Source organism: Bradyrhizobium sp. Kon37, assembly GCF_055807535.1.
Genome location: NZ_JBVVOY010000009.1, coordinates 137,443 through 154,170, shown reverse-complemented (window position 1 = coordinate 154,170; position 16,728 = coordinate 137,443). Strand labels below are relative to the sequence as shown.

Below are 16,728 nucleotides of genomic sequence, written 5' to 3'. Positions count from 1 at the left end.
TTTTGATAGAGGGCGCGACGCGTCGTGGCAACCGAGTCTCGTCTAGAGATTTGCCGCCGTGTCGACTTCCAGGCTCGTGTCCACCTGCAGCTCGATCTCGGTCACCGCAAATAGATCCTGCGCCGGCTCGACCGTCCAGGGCATGTGCTTGGCGCGGGCGGCGGCGACGGGGGCAAAGAAGCTGCGGTGGTGGACGGTGGGGCCGAGGCGGTTGAGCGCGTCGAGGTGCTCAGGCACGGCGTAGCCCTTATGCTGCTCGAAACCGTAGCCGGGACAGTCCTGAGCCAGCGCGCACATCAGGCGGTCCCGCGTCACCTTGGCGATGATCGAGGCCGCTGCGATCGACAGGACGATGCCGTCACCGCCGATCACGGCCTCGCAATCGCATGCCGTGTCGAGCCGGTCGCGGCCGTCGACGAAGACGTGCCGGGGCTGCTCGGGCAATGCCACGACGGCGCGCTTCAGCGCCCATAGCGAGGCGCGCAGGATGTTGTCGCGGTCGATGCGGGCGCGCGAGGCGACGGCCACCGAGACCTGGGCGGTGGCGCAGATCTTGTCGAACAGCCTTTCGCGCTCCTCGGCGGTCAGGCGCTTGGAATCGTCGATGCCGCGTGGGATGCGGTCGGGATCGAGAATCACCGCCGCCGCCACCACAGGACCGGCCAGCGGCCCGCGGCCGGCCTCATCGCAGCCCGCCACCGGCCAGACGCCGCGCTTGATCAGCGCGCGCTCGCGGCGGAAGCTTGGGGCGACGATGATGGCGCTCTTGGTGCCGGCCAGCGCCTTGGCAATTTTTTTCGGCGCAACCTTCTCGTTCTTAGGCGCAGCCTTCTTGTTCTCAGGCGCAACCTTCTTGGACGCGCCTTTGGCCGGCTTCTTGGCGGATTGATCCCGAATCATGGCCGGGATCGTGCGCAAGCGGCATGGCCTGCGCAACCGGGAACCTCGAACAATTCCCGTTATTCAAGTCAGCCGCCCTATTCCGCCAGATGCACCCGCCGGTCCTCGCCGACTTCGATGCCGGGCGCGGCCACGACTTCCCAGGGATGGCCGTCAGGATCGGCGAAATAGCCGGAATAACCGCCATAGTCGGTCTCATGCGCGGCCTTCAGCAGCGCGGCGCCCTTGCTGACGGCGAAGGCCAGCACCGCGTCCACCTCCTCAGGCGCGCGGCAGTTCCACGCGAGCGTCATGCCACGAAACGTCGATGGCCTCGGATGATCCGGCAATTTGGCGTCGACCGCGAGCTGATCCCAGGGAAACAGCGCGAGCACCGGACCGCCGGTGTCATAGAACGCAACGGCCTCGCCGGTCGCCTTGAGCCGGCGCGAGAAACCAAGCGCGTCGTAAAAGGCAATGCTGGCGCGGATGTCATTCACGCCTAGCGTAATGACGGTGAGCCGCGGGATTGGAGCTGGCAGTTCCTTGCTCATACGACGCCTCTCCCACTTCGTCCCTCAGAACAGGCTGAGCTGATCGCCGTTCCGCTTCGGCTTGGCAAAATGATCCGTCGTCAGCTTGGAGCGCCGCTTGTTCAGCCCGAGCCTGTCGCAGGCGATCTCGAAGCGGCGGCCGATGGTCCAGGCCATCGGGCCGGTGCCCTTCATGCGCTCGCCCCATTTCGCGTCGTAGTCGCGGCCGCCGCGCATGTCGCGGATCAGCGTGAAGACATGACGATAGCGGTCCGGATAATTCGCCATCAGCCATTCGCGGAAGAGATCGCGCACCTCGAGCGGCAACCGCAGCAGCACGTAGGAGGCCTCCTTGACGCCGGCATGGGCGGCGGCATCCAGGATGCGCTCGATCTCGGAATCGTTCAGCGCGGGGATCACGGGCGCGACCATGACGGTGGTCGGAATGCCGGCCTCGGAAAGCTGCTTCAGCGCCTCCAGCCGCTTCGACGGCGTGGACGCCCGCGGCTCCATGGTGCGCGCCAGCTTGGGATCGAGCGAGGTCACGGAGATCCCGACCTTGGCGAGGTTGCGCTTGGCCATGCGCGCGAGAATGTCGATGTCGCGGGTCACCAGTGCCGACTTGGTGACGATCCCGACGGGATGGCCGGCGCGTTCCAGCACCTCCAGAATGCCGCGCATGATTTTGCGCTCGCGTTCGATCGGCTGATAGGGATCGGTGTTGGTGCCGATCGCGATCATCCGCGGCTCGTAGCCCGGCGCCGCAAGCTCTTTCTCGAGCAGCGCCGGCGCCTCGGGCTTCACGAACAGCTTCGACTCGAAGTCGAGCCCCGGCGACAGGCCGAGATAGGCATGGGTCGGCCGCGCGAAGCAATAGACGCAGCCGTGCTCGCAGCCGCGGTAGGGATTGATCGAACGGTCGAAGCCGATGTCGGGAGATTCGTTGCGGGTGATCACCTTGCGCGAGGTGTCGACCCCGACCGTGGTCTTGAACGGAGGCAGCTCTTCAAGGCTCTGCCAGCCATCGTCGAATGCGACGCGCGCCTCGGCCTCAAAGCGGCCGCTGGCGTTGGACTGCGCGCCCCGGCCTCGCCTGCGCTGGCGGTCGATGGCGACCGCCAGCTCAGGGAAGTCAGAAGGCGCACCCGCCGGCTCGGAGGGCGCCGTGACCGGCGGGTGCTTGAGAGCATGAGAGGATGCTGGACTCATGAAGCCAAGATAGCACGTCGATGGAACAAATCAAGAACACAAACCAAAAAACGTGAAAACAACCCCATGCACAGTAGAGCTGCCCAAACTTCGCGCGCCCGCTTTTGACCTCACGCAACAGTGGCGTCACGGCGATCTCGTTTGATGCAGCCGAAGGATCGATCTCGCCGGAACTCGGTTGGTGACGATCCCGGGTGAAGGTCGGCAGGAACATGACAAATCAACAACAATTGGCCGCAGCGAGCAGCGACCTCGATCTGCTCGACCGCTATTGGCGCGCCGCGAACTATCTCTCCGTCGGGCAGATTTACCTGCTCGACAATCCGCTGCTGCGCGAGCCGTTACGGCCCGAGCACATCAAGCCGCGTTTGCTCGGCCATTGGGGCACGACGCCCGGTTTGAACTTCATTTATGCCCATCTCAACCGCGTCATCGGCGCGCTGGACCTGAGCGTGATCTATGTCTGCGGTCCCGGTCACGGCGGCCCCGGCATGGTCGCCAACACCTATCTCGAAGGCAGCTACAGCGAGATCTATCCCGATATTGCGCGCGATACCGACGGGTTGCGCAAGCTGTTCAGGCAATTCTCCTTCCCCGGCGGCATCCCGAGTCACGCAGCACCGGAAACGCCCGGCTCGATCCACGAAGGCGGTGAGCTCGGTTACGCGCTGGTGCATGCCTATGGCGCGGCATTCGACAATCCCGACCTGATCGTCGCCTGTGTCGTCGGAGACGGCGAGGCCGAGACCGGCCCGCTCGCGGCGTCCTGGCACTCCAACAAGTTCCTCAATCCTGCGCATGACGGCGCGGTGCTGCCGATCCTGCATCTCAACGGTTACAAGATTGCCAACCCAACCGTGCTCGGGCGGATGCGCGACGACGAGATCCGCGATCTCTTCCGCGGGCTCGGCCACGAGCCGCTATTCGTCGAGGGCGACGATCCCAAGCCGATGCATCAGGCCATGGCGGACGCGCTGGATGTCGCGTTCGCCAGCATCCGGTCGATCCAGCAGCACGCCCGCGACGGCCGCGAGAGCGTCGAACGCCCGCGCTGGCCGATGATCGTGCTACGCAGCCCGAAGGGCTGGACCGGCCCCAAGGAAGTCGACGGCAAGAAGGTCGAGGGTTTTTGGCGTGCACATCAGGTGCCGGTAGCAAACTGTCGCGAGAACCCGGCGCATCTGAAGATTCTCGAAGACTGGATGCGCAGCTACGAGCCGGAAAAGCTATTCGACTCGAACGGCGCGCTCGTTGCCGAGCTCCAGGCGCTCGCGCCCGAAGGCAATCGCCGCATGGGCGCCAATCCGCACGCCAATGGCGGCCTTCTGAAGAAGGAGCTGAAGCTGCCGGACTTCCGCAGCTTCGCCGTCGAGGTCCCTCAGCCGGGCGGCATCGTGGCGGAGGCAACCCGCGAGCTCGGCAAATTCCTGCGCGACGTCATCCGCCTCAACGCCGAGGCCCGCAACTTCCGCATCATGGGCCCGGACGAAACCGCCTCAAACCGGCTCGATGCGGTGTTCGAGGCCACCGAACGCGTCTGGATGGAGCCGACAAAACCTTACGACGTGCATCTCGCCCAGGACGGACGCGTGATGGAAGTCCTGAGCGAACATCTGTGCCAGGGCTGGTTGGAGGGCTACCTGCTCACGGGCCGGCACGGCTTCTTCTCCTGCTACGAGGCGTTCATCCACATCGTGGATTCCATGTTCAACCAGCATGCCAAATGGCTGAAAGTGACCCGGCATCTGCCGTGGCGACGCCCGATCGCCTCGCTCAACTATCTGCTGACATCGCATGTCTGGCGCCAGGACCACAACGGCTTCAGCCATCAGGACCCCGGATTCGTCGATCTCGTCGCCAACAAGAAAGCCGACGTCGTCCGCATTTACTTCCCACCGGACGCCAACACGCTGCTGTGGATCGCCGATCACTGCCTGCGCACCTATGACCGCATCAACGTCATCGTGGCCGGCAAGCAGCCGGCGCCGCAATGGCTGTCGATGCAGGAGGCAGCCACGCACTGCGATGCCGGCATTGGCATCTGGAGCTGGGCCGGCACGGAAGACGCAAATGGCGAGCCCGATGTCGTGATGGCCTGCGCCGGCGACGTGCCGACACTGGAAACGCTCGCCGCCGTCGACCTGCTGCGCAAGGCGCTGCCCGAGCTGAAGATCCGCGTCGTCAACGTCGTCGACCTCATGACGCTGCAACCCAGGGAGCAGCACCCGCACGGCTTGTCCGACCGCGACTTCGACGGCCTGTTCACCCGCGACAAGCCGGTGATCTTCGCCTATCACGGCTATCCCTATCTGATCCACCGGCTGACCTATAACCGCACCAACCACGCCGGCATGCACGTCCGCGGCTTTGCCGAGGAAGGCACCACGACGACGCCGTTCGACATGGTCGTGCTCAACGAGCTCGACCGCTATCACCTCGCCATCGAGGCGATCGAGCGCGTGCCGGGGCTCGCGACCAAGGCGGCGCAGGTGAAGCAGCAATTCCGCGACAAGCTGATCGAGCATTCGCGCTATGTGCGCGAGTACGGCGAGGACATGCCGGAAATCCAGGAGTGGGTCTGGCAGAACAGCGCCGGCGGCAACACGCCGGCGGAGGCAGGCGACTGACAGCAGCCATGTTGAACACCGTTCTCGTTCTCAACTCGGGATCGTCGAGCATCAAATTCGGCCTGTTCGAGATCTCGGCGGCCGAGCCCACCCTGCTCTGCAAGGGCCTGCTCGACGAGCACGAGACGAAGCCGCGGCTCGTCGTGAAGAGCCCCGCGGGCGAAGACCTGTTCGAGAGACGGAGGGAAGCATCGGATGCGGACAGCGATCATCTGTTCGTCGACGTGCTCGGCTTCATCGAGGATCGTTTCGGCGACCATCGCTTGCGCGCCGTCGGCCATCGCGTCGTCCATGGCGGTCCGGACTATTCCGCTCCGGTCGAGCTGACGGACGATGTCACCGCAAAACTGGAGGCGTTGACGCCGCTGGCGCCGCTGCACCAGCCGCGGTGTCTGGCGCCGGTCCGCGCCATCAGGGCGATCAGGCCCGACCTGACGCAGATCGCCTGCTTCGACACCGCTTTCCACCACGGCATTGCGCCGCCCGCCAGCCGCTTCGCCATTCCGCGACGTTATGAAGAGCGCGGCATCCGGCGCTACGGATTTCATGGCCTCTCGTTCGAATATGTCGCGGGACGGCTCGCCCGAATCGCGCCGCAGCTCGTGGCGAAGCGCACTGTGATCGCGCATCTCGGCAATGGCGCGAGCCTGTGCGGCTTGCGCGACGGCCGCAGCATCGACACCACGATGGGACTGACGCCGCTCGACGGGCTGGTGATGGGCACGCGGTGCGGCAGGATCGACCCGGGCGTGCTGCTCTATCTGCAACAGCACGAGAAGATGTCGGTCGACGATGTCCAGCACCTGCTCTACCACGAATCGGGCCTGCTCGGCGTCTCCTGCATCGCGTCGGACATGCGCACGCTGCTTGCGAGCAGCGAAGCTGCGGCACGGGAGGCGGTCGAGCTCTTCACCTTCCGCGCCGCGCAGGAGGTGGCGGCGATGGCGACAACGCTTGCCGGGCTGGACTGCCTGGTCTTCACCGGCGGTATCGGCGAGCATGCCGGGGAAATCCGCAGCGCGATCGGTGAGCGTCTCGACTGGCTCGGTGTGCGCATCGATGCGGCTGCGAATGATGAGGGATGCGAGCGTATCAGCGGCGGCGACAGCGCAGTCGATGTCTTCATCATCCCGACCAACGAAGAACTGACGATCGCGCGCAATTGCGCGGCGCTGTTGCAAGGCGCTCAGTGAATGCCGGCAAGGATCTGAAAACATCCGATCGCGACCTCGATCACGATCAGCACCACCACCGCGATCTCGAGGCGGAGCGAGCGCTGGGTGTCGATGATGTCGGTGAGCGCGTTGGCGGTCTCGGACACGGCTGTGAGCTTGCGTTCGAGCGTGTCGAGGCGCTCCTTCAGTTCGTACTCGTCTTCAAGGCGGGCATAGAGCCGGTCGAGCTCGGGTTTCTCCCAGAGCACGTCGGGCTTCTCGGCCACAGCGACACGGCCGGCGACGCGCTGCTGGACGAGAAGCGCATTGCCGATCAATTGCAGGATGCCCTTCCGCCGGGGCGGTGTGCGGCCTTGCTCGGCGAGCTTGCGCGCAAACGGCTCGATCACGTCGAAGACCGCGGCGACACGCCGCTCGTCGCGCGCAAGAGAAGTGCTCTTGGCGAGCGCGTCCGCGATCAGCAGCAGCCGGTCGTCGGAGAATTTGGCGAGGCAGATCGGGCCGCCCGGCAGGATCGCCTCGGCGCTTTCATCCTTGCAGAGTTGCGCCTGCGCGATTTCCTCCTCGTAGGGGCTGAATTCGCCGATCACGCGGGGCTTCAGGCTGTCGATCAGCACCTTCTCCTCCGAAGGGAGGAGACCGATCAGCACCACGACGCCGTAGCGGAAGATTACCGCGAGGCCGGCATGGACGCGGAAGGCGGCCGGGGTCGAGGAGACGGTCGCACCCAGCTCGAGGCCGGAGGGATTGATGCGTTCACCCAGCATCACCGCCCGAATCCGCAAGATCGGCGCGCTGTCCGGCCTGGGAGATGTCGCCGGCGTGTTAACAGCAAGTTGATCAGCGTTCATACGAAGCCCTCGTCAGCGGCGTGCTTGCACGTTTTTCCCGTTCCCGCGCTCGTCAGTCAGCTATCGCATCCTCTTCATGCAGGATTGCGAACGGCCTGCGCGTCGCGCAATGTTGCGGCAACCTCCGGACTGATACGGTCAAGCAAGGGCGGCGCCGACACATTCGGCAATATCGCCGCCCCGTACGGGACAAATTTGGATGCGACGGCTGCAGCGGTTTACCATCGTATACCGAAGCACGGCCGGAAAGTTGCACTCGGCAGCGCCACATGTTTTATGACGCCCTGACAATGAGCTACGCTTCTCCCGAAGTGTGGACACTGAAGCCTCAATCATGCTGAGCGTCATCATTCCGACCGAAGGCGTCGAGCAGACCGCGGTCGCAACTCTGGCCGCGCTGGTACCCGGTGCCGCCGCAGGCATCGTCCGGGAAGTGCTCCTCGTCGATAGCACCCGCAATGGCGTCATCGAGCGCGTTGCCGACGTCGCGGGCTGCCGTTTCATCGGCTTCGAAGGATCCACGCAGGGCGCCGCGCTCGCCGCCGGCGCACTCCAGGCCCGTTCGTCCTGGCTGATGTTCCTCCCCGCGGGCGCCGTGCTGGAAACCGGCTGGATCGAGGAAACCGCTCAGTTTATCCAGTCCGTCTCGACCAGCGGCCGAGATCGTGCGGCCGTCTTCCGCTATGCCCGCTCACCCTACGCCGATGCCGGCTTCCGCGATATCCTCTGGGCCCTGCTGCGCAAGCTCGTCGGTCCCTTCGGCGATCAGGGACTTTTGATCGCGCGTGATCACTACGACCGCATCGGCGGCTACCCGCCCCAAGCCCGCCGCTCCGAGGCGCGGTTGCTCCGGCGGCTCGGCCGCTCGTCGCGGATCATGCTGCGCAGCCGGATTGTCATGGTCGGCTGAAGCACTTCAATACTTGCCAAAGTCAAATAATTATTTGACAATGGCAAGTATCGAGGTGAGCCATGTCATTTGACGGTACCGAGAACCACGTCGCAGCGGTTCGCGCCTTCAACCGCTTCTATACCCGCAAGCTTGGCGTGCTCGACCAGCACCTTGGCAAGAGCCCGTTCTCGCTCAGCGAGGCCCGCGTGCTCTACGAGCTCGCACAACGGGACGACCTTGCCGCAAAGGAGATCGGCAACGAGCTTGGCCTCGACCCCGGCTATCTCAGCCGCATCGTGCAGAGCTTCGACGAAAAGGGGCTGATCACCCGCAGACCCCTGCCCGCGGATCGCAGGCAATACCAGCTCAGCCTCACCGCCAAGGGGCGCCAGAGCTTTGCCAAGCTGAACCTGGGCTCGCAAAACGAGGTCGCCGCAATGCTGGCTCAGCTTTCGGCCAGCGATGCCACGCGGCTCACGCAGGCTATGGCGACCATCGAGGCTGTGCTGGAGCATCGAAGCCAGCCCGCGGCTTTCATGCTGCGCAGCCATCGCGTCGGCGACATAGGGTGGGTCATCTCCCGGCAGGCCGCCGCCTATGCGGCCGACTACAACTGGGATATGAGCTACGAGGCCCTGGTCGCCGAGATCTGCGCACAGTTCATCAAGAACTATGACGCCGCGCGCGAGCACTGCTGGATTGCGGAAGTGGATGGCGAGCCGGTCGGCTCGATCTTCCTGGTCAAGGCCACGGATGAGATTGCCAAGCTGCGCCTGTTGCAGGTGGAGAAGAAAGCGCGGGGACTCGGTGTCGGCCGCGCGCTGGTCGAGCAATGCATCCAGGGCGCACGCGAGAGGGGCTACAGCAAGATGACGCTGTGGACGCAAAGCATCCTGGTCGCCGCGCGTGGCATCTATCAAAGTGCAGGCTTCAAGCTGGTGAAGGAAGAGAAGCACCACAGCTTCGGTGTCGATCTGATCGGCGAGACCTGGGAGCGGGATCTGTAGCACTCTCGCAACGAGCGAGATGCAAGTAAATGTGCCCTCGCCCCTTGCGGGAGAGGGCAGCAGCACTGGCGGACGCGCGCTCAGTAAGGTGAGGGGTATGTCTCCGCGAGCGTTCGTGCCTGCGGAGAAAACCCCTCATCCGGCGCTTCGCGCCACCTTCCCCCACAAGGGGGGAAGGGAGGCAAGCACTCACACCGTCGCGCCCTGGGCCTTCGTCCGGCGCAGGTGCTCGTCCAGCCGCGGCATGATCTCCACGAAATTGCAGGGACGCGTGCGGTAGTCGAGCTGGGCTTTGAGGATGCCGTCCCAGCCGTCGCGGCAGGCACCGGGCGAACCTGGGAGGCAGAAGATGTAGGTTGCGCCGGCGACGCCGGCCGTGGCGCGGCTCTGGATCGTCGACGTGCCGATCTTGGCGTGGCTCAGCATGTGGAATGCGATCGAGAAACCGTCCATGCGCTTCTCGAACAAGGGCTCGATCGCCTCCGGCGTGACGTCGCGCCCGGTGAAGCCGGTGCCGCCGGTGGTGATGACGACGTCGACGCCTGCGTCCGCAATCCAGCGGCGGATGACGGCGCGGATCGCCTCGACGTCGTCGGTGACGATCTCGCGCGCGGCGAGATGATGGCCGGCCGCAAGGAGACGGTCGGCGAGGGTCTGGCCGGACTTGTCGTCAGCCAGCGCGCGCGTGTCGGACACGGTGAGCACCGCGATGTTGAGCGGGACGAACTGTTTTGTTTCGTCGATGGAGGTCATTGCAACGCACCTTCTTCACAGACCACTGACGTCATCCTGAGGCGCGCGCTCTTGCGCGCCTCGAAGGATGGGCCACGGGCTCGCCATCCTTCGAGGCTGCCAATTGCCGAGCACCTCAGGATGACGGATAACCCCTACTGTCCGCCCCCAAACGTGTTGCAGGCCTGGACGGTGCCCTGCTGGTAGCCGGTCATGAACCACTGTTTGCGTTGCGCCGCCGAGCCGTGGGTGAAGGAATCGGGCACGACGCGGCCCGTGGACTGGCGCTGCAGCGTGTCGTCGCCGATCGCGCTCGCCGTGGTGAGTGCGGCGTCGATGTCGCCCGGCTCCAGGAAGTTCGGCCGCTTCTTCGCCTCGCGATTGACCCAGACACCGGACAAGCAGTCGGCCTGCAATTCGACCTTGACCTGGAGCGCATTCGACTCCGCCTTGCTGCCGGCCTGCTGCTGCAGGCGCGTCACGCGCGGAATGATGCCGAGCAGGTTCTGGATGTGATGGCCGGCCTCATGGGCGATGATGTAGGCGGTGGTGAAGTTACAGGCGGACTTGCCGGAGCAGCCGCGAAAACGTGTCTCGACCTCGCGGAAGAAACCGGTGTCGAGGAAGATGGTCCTGTCGGGCGGACAATAGAACGGTCCCATCGCCGACTCCGCCCGGCCGCAGCGCCCACCATTGGTGACGTTGCGGAACAGCACGACCTTCGGACCGGTAAAGGACTGGCCCGAGGCCTGGAAGATCTCGCTCCAGCGATCGTCGATCTCGCCGAGGATGCCGGAGATCATGCTGCCCATCTCGTCGGTCGGCGCGCCGCGCTTGGCGTTGGACGACGACTGGCGATCGGTCTGGTAGGACGGCGCCTGGCCGCCACCGGTGAGGATCTCGGCGCCGCCGATCAGGATGCGCGGATCGATGCCGAAGGCGTAGCCGACCAGGCCGAGCACGATGATGGTGCCGATGCCGAGCCCGCCGCCGCCCATGGGGAGGCCGAACCCGCCTCCTCCACCGCCGCCGCCACCATCGTCGCGACGATCCTCGATGTCGTCGCTGCGGCGGAAATCATCGTAGCGCATGGCGGCTTCCCTCGGTCCTGGCTGGCATCATTGGGCGCAAAGGCGGCAAAGCTCAACGCACCATGCACGTAAAATTTCCATTGCGTTAATCAATATCCCGCTCGGCAATTATTGCCTAGTGCGACAGCATGGCAATGCCAGCAATTTTTTCCGGGCATCGAGCAATTTTTTCCGAGAGGAATTTCGAGTCTTTTTGCGCTCCGATCACAGCCGCAACGCGAAGAAACGCGAAATACACTGCAAAACACGGCGAATGCGCGAAGCGAACCGCGTGCAAGGCGCGATGTGAGAGCTATTCACGAAAGCGCCGGGTTAAGTCGATTTTTACTTTGCCGCTTCAATGTAACGGTCAGTCGGTTGTTTGGTCCCGCGTCGCCGACAGCGTCGCCTGAGTCAGAGTTCTTGAGTCATGGTAGAGTCGCGTCGCGGGGCGTCTGCAAGGGCGCCCCGCACAAATTTTGAGTCTTCATCGCATCGCATCATTCTCGGTGATTGCGTCGCCGAGATGTCGAAGCTTCAGGCTGGTTCGGTCGACCTGGTGTTCGCCGATCCACCCTACAATCTCCAGCTCAAGGGCGATCTCAAGCGCCCCGACGAATCCCATGTCGACGCGGTCGACGACGACTGGGACAAGTTCGATTCGTTCTCCGCCTATGACGACTTCACCCGCGCCTGGCTGCTCGCCGCCCGCCGCGCGATGAAGCCGTCGGCGACGATCTGGGTGATCGGCTCCTATCACAACATCTTCCGCGTCGGCGCGATCATGCAGGACCTCGGCTTCTGGCTCCTGAACGACATCGTCTGGCGCAAGACCAATCCGATGCCGAATTTCCGCGGCCGCCGTTTCACCAACGCGCACGAGACCATGATCTGGGCCGCGCGCGACGAAAAGGCCAAGGGCTACACCTTCAACTACGAAGCGCTGAAGGCCGCCAACGAGGACGTGCAGGCACGGTCCGACTGGCTGATCCCGCTCTGCACCGGCGAGGAGCGCCTCAAGGGCGCCGACGGCAAGAAAGTGCACCCGACGCAGAAGCCGGAAGGCCTGCTCGCACGCGTGCTGCTGTCGTCCTCCAAGCCCGGCGATCTCGTGATCGATCCCTTCAACGGCACCGGCACCACCGGCGCGGTCGCGAAGCGCCTCGGCCGCTCCTATATCGGCTTCGAGCGCGACAAGACCTATGCGAAAGCGGCACAAGCGCGCATCGCCGCGGTCGAGCCGCTGCCGGAGGCAAGCCTTGCCCCGTTCATGACGGCGCGCGAAGCGCCGCGGGTTGCGTTCTCGGAATTGATCGAGCGTGGCATGATCATGCCCGGTACCAAGCTGTTCGACGCCAAGAAGAAGCTCGGCGCGCTGGTCCGCGCCGACGGCGCCATCATGTTCGGCGACAAGGTCGGCTCCATCCACCGCATGGGCGCGGTGGCGCAAGGCGCGCAAGCCTGCAACGGCTGGACTTTCTGGCACATCGAGACCAAGAAGGGTCTCAAGCTGATCGACGAGCTCCGCGCCGAAATCCGCGCCGGAATGGCGGCGGGCTAGCCTTCCTTTCGTCATCCCGGAGCGCGCCTCCTGGCGCGAGCGCGGAATGACGAGACTGGTTGAACACGGCCGCCGCCGGGACTAGACTACCCGCCTACGCCCCGTCTTGACCGGTCGAGCCATGCGACGACAGTCCGAGACATTGCTGCTGGTGCCGCTGCTGCCGATCTTCCTGCTCGGCATGTTTCCGATGTTCCTGATCGCGCTGCTGGGATTTTTCGGCCTCGCCTTGTTCGGCGTGCTCGTGGTCTGCGTCGGGCTCGCCAGCAGCAACGAGGCCCATGACAGCTTCAATCACGACGTCATCGTTCACGGCTACGCGCGCGGATCGGAGCGCGCGGCGCGGGCCTCCGACATGCATATCGCGACCCGGCTCGGGCTGCGCCTGGAGGTCGTGGGCGCGGCCATGGTCATTACGGCGGCGATCGGCCTTTGTTACGCCGGCTGATCTGCGTGGCGCGCAGATACCGCCCGGCAAACTCGCCGGTTGCCCTCCCCGATAAGGTTCAGGCAAGACAAGGCCGCTTGCGGACATGTTGCTGCTTCCACTCTCGGCCAACAACACAGGGGAGATGCCCGATGCTCAAATTCTATTTCAACGGTTCGCCGAACCCAACCAAGGTCGCGCTTTATCTCGAAGAGTCCGGCCTGCCCTTCGAGCCGGTGAAGATCGACACCCGCAAGGGCGAGCAGTTCACGCCGGACTATCTGAAGATCAATCCGAACGGCAAGGTGCCGGCGATCGACGACAACGGCACCATCGTGTTCGATTCCAATGCCATCCTGCTCTATCTCGCCGAGAAGTCCGGTAAATTCCTGCCCGCCGCCAATGTACGCGGCGAGATGCTGTCATGGCTGATGTTCATCGCCACCGGCGTCGGGCCGTATTCGGGTCAGGCCGTGCACTTCAAGCATTTTGCGCCGAAGGACCAGAACCACGACTACGCGCATAACCGCTACCAGTTCGAGACCGATCGTCACTACAAGATTCTCGACGGTCACCTCGAAGGCCGCCGCTACATGGTCGGCGACGGCTATTCGATCGTCGACATGGCGTTGTGGGGTTGGGCACGGATGGTGCCGTTCAAGCTCGGCGACGACGCCTTCGCGCGATATCCGAACGTGAAGCGGCTGGTGGACGAGATCTCGGCGCGGCCCGCGGCGGCGCGCGCGATCGCGCTGAAGGACAAGTTCACCTTCAAGGCGGAGATGGACGACGAGGCCCGCAGCAACATGTTCAAGCACATGACGACGAAAGTCGCCTGACCGCGTCAGGTCACAATGCGAGGCCACGCGCATGCGCGTGGCCTTTTGCTTTTGAGGCTCAGGCGGCGTGGACCGAGTTCAGGAAGTTGGCGACTTCCTGCTTCAAGCGATTGCTGTCGGCCGACAGCGAGCGTGCCGCCGAGAGCACCTGCGAAGAAGCCGAGCCGGTCTCGGACGCCCCGCGCTGCACGTCGCCGATGTTGGACGACACGAGCTGCGTGCCCTGGGCCGCCTGCTGGACGTTGCGGGAGATCTCCTGCGTCGCCGCACCCTGCTCCTCCACGGCGGCGGCGACCGTCGACGAGATCTCCGACAGCCGCTCGATGGTGCCGCTGATTTCCCTGATCGAGCCGACTGACTCCTCCGTCGCGGCCTGGATGCCCGAGACCTGCTGGGCGATCTCACCGGTGGCCCTCGCGGTCTGCTCGGCAAGCGCCTTGACCTCCGAGGCGACCACGGCAAAGCCGCGGCCGGCTTCACCCGCGCGCGCCGCCTCGATGGTGGCGTTCAGCGCCAGGAGGTTGGTCTGGCCGGCGATGGTGCTGATCAGTTCGACCACGTCGCCGATGCGGGCTGCAGCCTTGGAGAGCTCGCTGACGCGCGCGTTGGTCTTGCTCACCTGACCGACGGCTTCGCCCGCGATGCGCGCCGATTCCTGCACCTGGCGCGCGATCTCCGTCACCGAGGAGGACAGCTCCTCGGTCGCGGAGGCGACCGCCTGCACATTGGCCGAGGCTTCCTGGGAGGCGGATTGCACCTCGGTGGAGAGATCCTGAGCGCGCCTCGCGGTCGCGGTCAGGGTGCCGGCCGAGCCCTCGAGCTCGTGCGATGCCGAGGATACGGTATCGACGATCTCGCCCACCGCCTGCTCGAACTGGCTGGCGAGCCGGGCCATGTCGGCCTTGCGGCCCTCGGCCTGCCGGGCCTCGGTTGCGGTCTGCTCATGGCGCAGCCTTTCGGTCTCGATCATGTTGGTCTTGAAGACGTCGATCGCCTTGGCCATGTCGCCGATCTCGTCGGCCTTGCCGCGCGAGGGGATCTCGACGGCGAGATTGCCCCCGGCAAGCAGCCCCATTGCGCGCGTCATCGAGGTCAGCGGCCCCACGATGCTGCGGGCGGTCAAGAAGGCGACGATCAGCCCGAACAGGACGGCGAGGCCGCCCGCAATCCCCTGGAGCGAGGTCGTGCCGTCGATGACGGCATCGGCCGCGGTGCGCGAATCCTTGTAATCGGTCTTCAAGGTGGTTTCCGCGACCTTGAGCTTGGCGATGCTCGCGGAGATGAGCGGTGCGAGATCCTTGTGGTAGATCTCATCGGACCGCAGCATCGCGGCGGAGGTCGTTTCGAACGCGGATTTATAGATACCGAGCGCGGTCTTCACAGGCGTCAGAGACGACCGAAGGTCCGCCGCCTGCGGGCTCCTTTCGACGGCTGCCAGCCGCTGCACCGCCCTGTCGACATTGGTTCTGAAGGCGGTGGGCCCGTTGGTGTCGCGCAGAGCGAGGAAGCGCCAGTTCGCGATTCGAACCAGCAGGACCCGGGACTCGAGGTCCGCGACGAGCGACACCGTGTCGTCGTCGGCGGCGGCGCGGGCCACGTCGACCAGCTTGGCCATCTTGACCGTCAGCTCCTCGCCACTCGGTAACAGCGTCGCCTTGCCGGTCCGCGCCTCGTTGACGGCGTCGCCGAGACTGTCGCGCAGGCTTTTCATTTTCGCGATGTCGGCGATCAGATCGTTGTAGAGCTTCCGCCGCTCCTCCGAGAGGGTGCCCTTTGCTCCGAGCTGCAACAGCCCGGTCGCCGCAGTCTCTCGCTCGGCAGCCTCCCGCATCGCAGGCTCGTTGGCGTCGTAAATGTAGCGCAGATTGGCCCGCTGGATGGCCTGAAGATGGGTCGATATCTCCAGGATACGCGCCGTGCTGTCCGACAACGCGGAGAGTTTTGCGACCTGATCCTGAACGGACCGCAAATTCCAGATGGCAACCACCGCCATCACAAGACCAACCGCCACCAAGGCCATGAAACCTGCGTACAGGCGTCCCCTGATCCGCAAACGAAACTTCGGCATTCCCACTGTCCACTCAGAAGCATGTCAATTCGGGCGGACGAACAACTCCGGCGATTTGTCAGGCCACCCCGGCAGCCGCGGGTCGCGTTGTTCGCGAACCACGCTGCACTGCGACACAATGGGGGACACTCGTTAATTGAACCTTCAAATTTTTCGCGCGCGCATGCATCAGACGGCACAACATCTGCTGATTTTATCGGCAGGTGAGCAAGGTATTGGCGCGAAGTCCGCAGCGCCGTGCATGCCGCTGCAGCCTGTCCGCCTGCGCCACCGACACGATCATCGCCGACCGCGGCGGATGGCCCCGGTCGGCGGACGCGACGCCGCTCGATCCGCTCAGCTCGCGGCCCTCACGGCCGTTTGCGGAAACGGGCCGAGGGCCTTCTCGGTCAGTACCGAGTCGCAATATTCGCGGATCTCCTTGATCTTGCCGTCCTCGAGACGAAACACGAGACAATAGTCGTTGTCGTAGCGCACGCCCTCGGGCGTGACGTTGTCGCCCTTCGCTTCGACGACGACGACATCGCCGTCGGCGATGAAGCGATGGGCGACCGTCCGTGTCCGGTCGACAAGGCGGGTCCGCACATAGCCGTGCAGGTCGTTGAGGATCGCTTCTTTGCCCGAAAACGTGCGGGACCAGGAGTATTGGCCGGTCACGATCCATTTGGCGTCGTCGGCAAGACTTTCGGTGAACAAGCCGCGGTCGCGCGCAGCCGGATCGCGGCTGGCGGCGGCTGCAAAGATATCCTGCATCAGCTTCTTGTTGGCGCTCGCGCTCATGGCGGCATCTCCCTTGGTGAGAACATTGAAATCATCGCCGCCGGCTCTAAATTCTTCAAATCGATAGTGGATATGATA

16 protein-coding genes are annotated in these 16,728 nt (G+C 64.5%); 8 read left to right on the top strand and 8 right to left on the bottom strand.

Annotated elements, in window-relative coordinates; genetic code table 11:
- Positions 1-42 precede the first annotated feature (42 nt).
- From AC0L3J_RS19225 to AC0L3J_RS19215, 3 genes are all read right to left on the bottom strand, one after another.
- Positions 43-900, bottom strand: coding sequence for a ribonuclease HII (locus tag AC0L3J_RS19225; protein ID WP_456765574.1), 858 nt, complete (start codon positions 898-900; stop codon positions 43-45).
- A gap of 77 nt (positions 901-977) precedes the next feature.
- A complete protein-coding gene (locus AC0L3J_RS19220) occupies positions 978-1,433 on the bottom strand; it encodes a VOC family protein (RefSeq protein WP_456765575.1) in 456 nt (151 codons plus the stop codon).
- A gap of 24 nt (positions 1,434-1,457) precedes the next feature.
- Positions 1,458-2,621 (bottom strand): PA0069 family radical SAM protein, encoded by a 1,164-nt coding sequence (locus tag AC0L3J_RS19215; protein ID WP_456765576.1) that lies wholly within the window; start codon positions 2,619-2,621, stop codon positions 1,458-1,460.
- Between the two features lie 212 nt (positions 2,622-2,833).
- On the opposite strand from AC0L3J_RS19215, the gene AC0L3J_RS19210 reads away from it, so the two are divergent.
- Complete coding sequence (locus AC0L3J_RS19210; RefSeq protein ID WP_456765577.1) at positions 2,834-5,248, top strand: phosphoketolase family protein; 2,415 nt, start codon at positions 2,834-2,836, stop codon at positions 5,246-5,248.
- Positions 5,249-5,256: 8 nt separating this feature from the next.
- Complete coding sequence (locus AC0L3J_RS19205) at positions 5,257-6,441, top strand: acetate/propionate family kinase (RefSeq protein ID WP_456765578.1); 1,185 nt, start codon at positions 5,257-5,259, stop codon at positions 6,439-6,441.
- Here AC0L3J_RS19205 and AC0L3J_RS19200 read toward each other — a convergent pair.
- On the bottom strand, positions 6,435-7,274 hold the full coding sequence (locus AC0L3J_RS19200; protein ID WP_456765579.1) for an RMD1 family protein: 840 nt from the start codon (positions 7,272-7,274) through the stop codon (positions 6,435-6,437). The genes AC0L3J_RS19205 and AC0L3J_RS19200 overlap by 7 nt on opposite strands.
- A 334-nt stretch (positions 7,275-7,608) precedes the next feature.
- Here AC0L3J_RS19200 and AC0L3J_RS19195 point away from each other — a divergent pair, with 334 nt between their 5' ends.
- Together AC0L3J_RS19195 and AC0L3J_RS19190 are read left to right on the top strand one after the other, a co-directional pair.
- Positions 7,609-8,184: a glycosyltransferase family protein gene (locus tag AC0L3J_RS19195; protein ID WP_456765580.1), complete on the top strand. Its 576-nt coding sequence runs from the start codon at positions 7,609-7,611 to the stop codon at positions 8,182-8,184.
- A 62-nt stretch (positions 8,185-8,246) separates the two neighbouring features.
- The gene (locus AC0L3J_RS19190) at positions 8,247-9,173 is read left to right on the top strand and encodes a bifunctional helix-turn-helix transcriptional regulator/GNAT family N-acetyltransferase (RefSeq protein ID WP_456765581.1); all 927 of its coding nucleotides are present in this window, start codon (positions 8,247-8,249) and stop codon (positions 9,171-9,173) included.
- Positions 9,174-9,362: 189 nt separating this feature from the next.
- Here AC0L3J_RS19190 and moaB read toward each other — a convergent pair whose 3' ends face one another.
- Together moaB and ypfJ are read right to left on the bottom strand one after the other, a co-directional pair.
- Entirely contained in the window at positions 9,363-9,926 is a 564-nt protein-coding gene (gene moaB, locus AC0L3J_RS19185; RefSeq protein WP_456765582.1) for a molybdenum cofactor biosynthesis protein B, read from the bottom strand.
- Between the two features lie 134 nt (positions 9,927-10,060).
- The gene (gene ypfJ, locus AC0L3J_RS19180; protein WP_027516429.1) at positions 10,061-10,996 is read right to left on the bottom strand and encodes a KPN_02809 family neutral zinc metallopeptidase; all 936 of its coding nucleotides are present in this window, start codon (positions 10,994-10,996) and stop codon (positions 10,061-10,063) included.
- On the opposite strand from ypfJ, the gene AC0L3J_RS19175 reads away from it, so the two are divergent.
- The 4 genes from AC0L3J_RS19175 (at position 10,995) to AC0L3J_RS19160 (ending at position 13,802) form a co-directional block, all read left to right on the top strand.
- Entirely contained in the window at positions 10,995-11,285 is a 291-nt protein-coding gene (locus tag AC0L3J_RS19175; RefSeq protein WP_473348067.1) for a hypothetical protein, read from the top strand. The genes ypfJ and AC0L3J_RS19175 overlap by 2 nt on opposite strands.
- Positions 11,286-11,405: 120 nt before the next feature.
- Entirely contained in the window at positions 11,406-12,536 is a 1,131-nt protein-coding gene (locus AC0L3J_RS19170) for a site-specific DNA-methyltransferase (protein ID WP_106945123.1), read from the top strand.
- Positions 12,537-12,657: 121 nt separating this feature from the next.
- Positions 12,658-12,984, top strand: coding sequence for a hypothetical protein (locus AC0L3J_RS19165; protein WP_456765584.1), 327 nt, complete (start codon positions 12,658-12,660; stop codon positions 12,982-12,984).
- A 131-nt stretch (positions 12,985-13,115) separates the two neighbouring features.
- Complete coding sequence (locus AC0L3J_RS19160) at positions 13,116-13,802, top strand: glutathione S-transferase family protein (protein ID WP_456765585.1); 687 nt, start codon at positions 13,116-13,118, stop codon at positions 13,800-13,802.
- Between the two features lie 58 nt (positions 13,803-13,860).
- Here AC0L3J_RS19160 and AC0L3J_RS19155 read toward each other — a convergent pair whose 3' ends face one another.
- Together AC0L3J_RS19155 and AC0L3J_RS19150 are read right to left on the bottom strand one after the other, a co-directional pair.
- On the bottom strand, positions 13,861-15,870 hold the full coding sequence (locus AC0L3J_RS19155) for a HAMP domain-containing methyl-accepting chemotaxis protein (RefSeq protein WP_456765586.1): 2,010 nt from the start codon (positions 15,868-15,870) through the stop codon (positions 13,861-13,863).
- A gap of 336 nt (positions 15,871-16,206) precedes the next feature.
- Entirely contained in the window at positions 16,207-16,650 is a 444-nt protein-coding gene (locus AC0L3J_RS19150; protein ID WP_456765587.1) for a nuclear transport factor 2 family protein, read from the bottom strand.
- Positions 16,651-16,728 lie beyond the last annotated feature (78 nt).

Bases quoted from the DNA above. Each gene is read 5' to 3' on its own strand.
- AC0L3J_RS19155 (WP_456765586.1), bottom strand. From the start codon at position 15,870: ATGCCGAAGTTTCGTTTGCGGATCAGGGGACGCCTGTACGCAGGTTTC.
- AC0L3J_RS19160 (WP_456765585.1), top strand. From the start codon at position 13,116: ATGCTCAAATTCTATTTCAACGGTTCGCCGAACCCAACCAAGGTCGCG.
- AC0L3J_RS19215 (WP_456765576.1), bottom strand. From the start codon at position 2,621: ATGAGTCCAGCATCCTCTCATGCTCTCAAGCACCCGCCGGTCACGGCG.
- AC0L3J_RS19190 (WP_456765581.1), top strand. From the start codon at position 8,247: ATGTCATTTGACGGTACCGAGAACCACGTCGCAGCGGTTCGCGCCTTC.
- AC0L3J_RS19150 (WP_456765587.1), bottom strand. From the start codon at position 16,650: ATGAGCGCGAGCGCCAACAAGAAGCTGATGCAGGATATCTTTGCAGCC.
- ypfJ (WP_027516429.1), bottom strand. From the start codon at position 10,996: ATGCGCTACGATGATTTCCGCCGCAGCGACGACATCGAGGATCGTCGC.
- AC0L3J_RS19165 (WP_456765584.1), top strand. From the start codon at position 12,658: ATGCGACGACAGTCCGAGACATTGCTGCTGGTGCCGCTGCTGCCGATC.
- AC0L3J_RS19210 (WP_456765577.1), top strand. From the start codon at position 2,834: ATGACAAATCAACAACAATTGGCCGCAGCGAGCAGCGACCTCGATCTG.
- AC0L3J_RS19195 (WP_456765580.1), top strand. From the start codon at position 7,609: ATGCTGAGCGTCATCATTCCGACCGAAGGCGTCGAGCAGACCGCGGTC.
- AC0L3J_RS19225 (WP_456765574.1), bottom strand. From the start codon at position 900: ATGATTCGGGATCAATCCGCCAAGAAGCCGGCCAAAGGCGCGTCCAAG.
- AC0L3J_RS19200 (WP_456765579.1), bottom strand. From the start codon at position 7,274: ATGAACGCTGATCAACTTGCTGTTAACACGCCGGCGACATCTCCCAGG.
- AC0L3J_RS19175 (WP_473348067.1), top strand. From the start codon at position 10,995: ATGGCGGCTTCCCTCGGTCCTGGCTGGCATCATTGGGCGCAAAGGCGG.
- AC0L3J_RS19205 (WP_456765578.1), top strand. From the start codon at position 5,257: ATGTTGAACACCGTTCTCGTTCTCAACTCGGGATCGTCGAGCATCAAA.
- AC0L3J_RS19170 (WP_106945123.1), top strand. From the start codon at position 11,406: ATGGTAGAGTCGCGTCGCGGGGCGTCTGCAAGGGCGCCCCGCACAAAT.
- AC0L3J_RS19220 (WP_456765575.1), bottom strand. From the start codon at position 1,433: ATGAGCAAGGAACTGCCAGCTCCAATCCCGCGGCTCACCGTCATTACG.
- moaB (WP_456765582.1), bottom strand. From the start codon at position 9,926: ATGACCTCCATCGACGAAACAAAACAGTTCGTCCCGCTCAACATCGCG.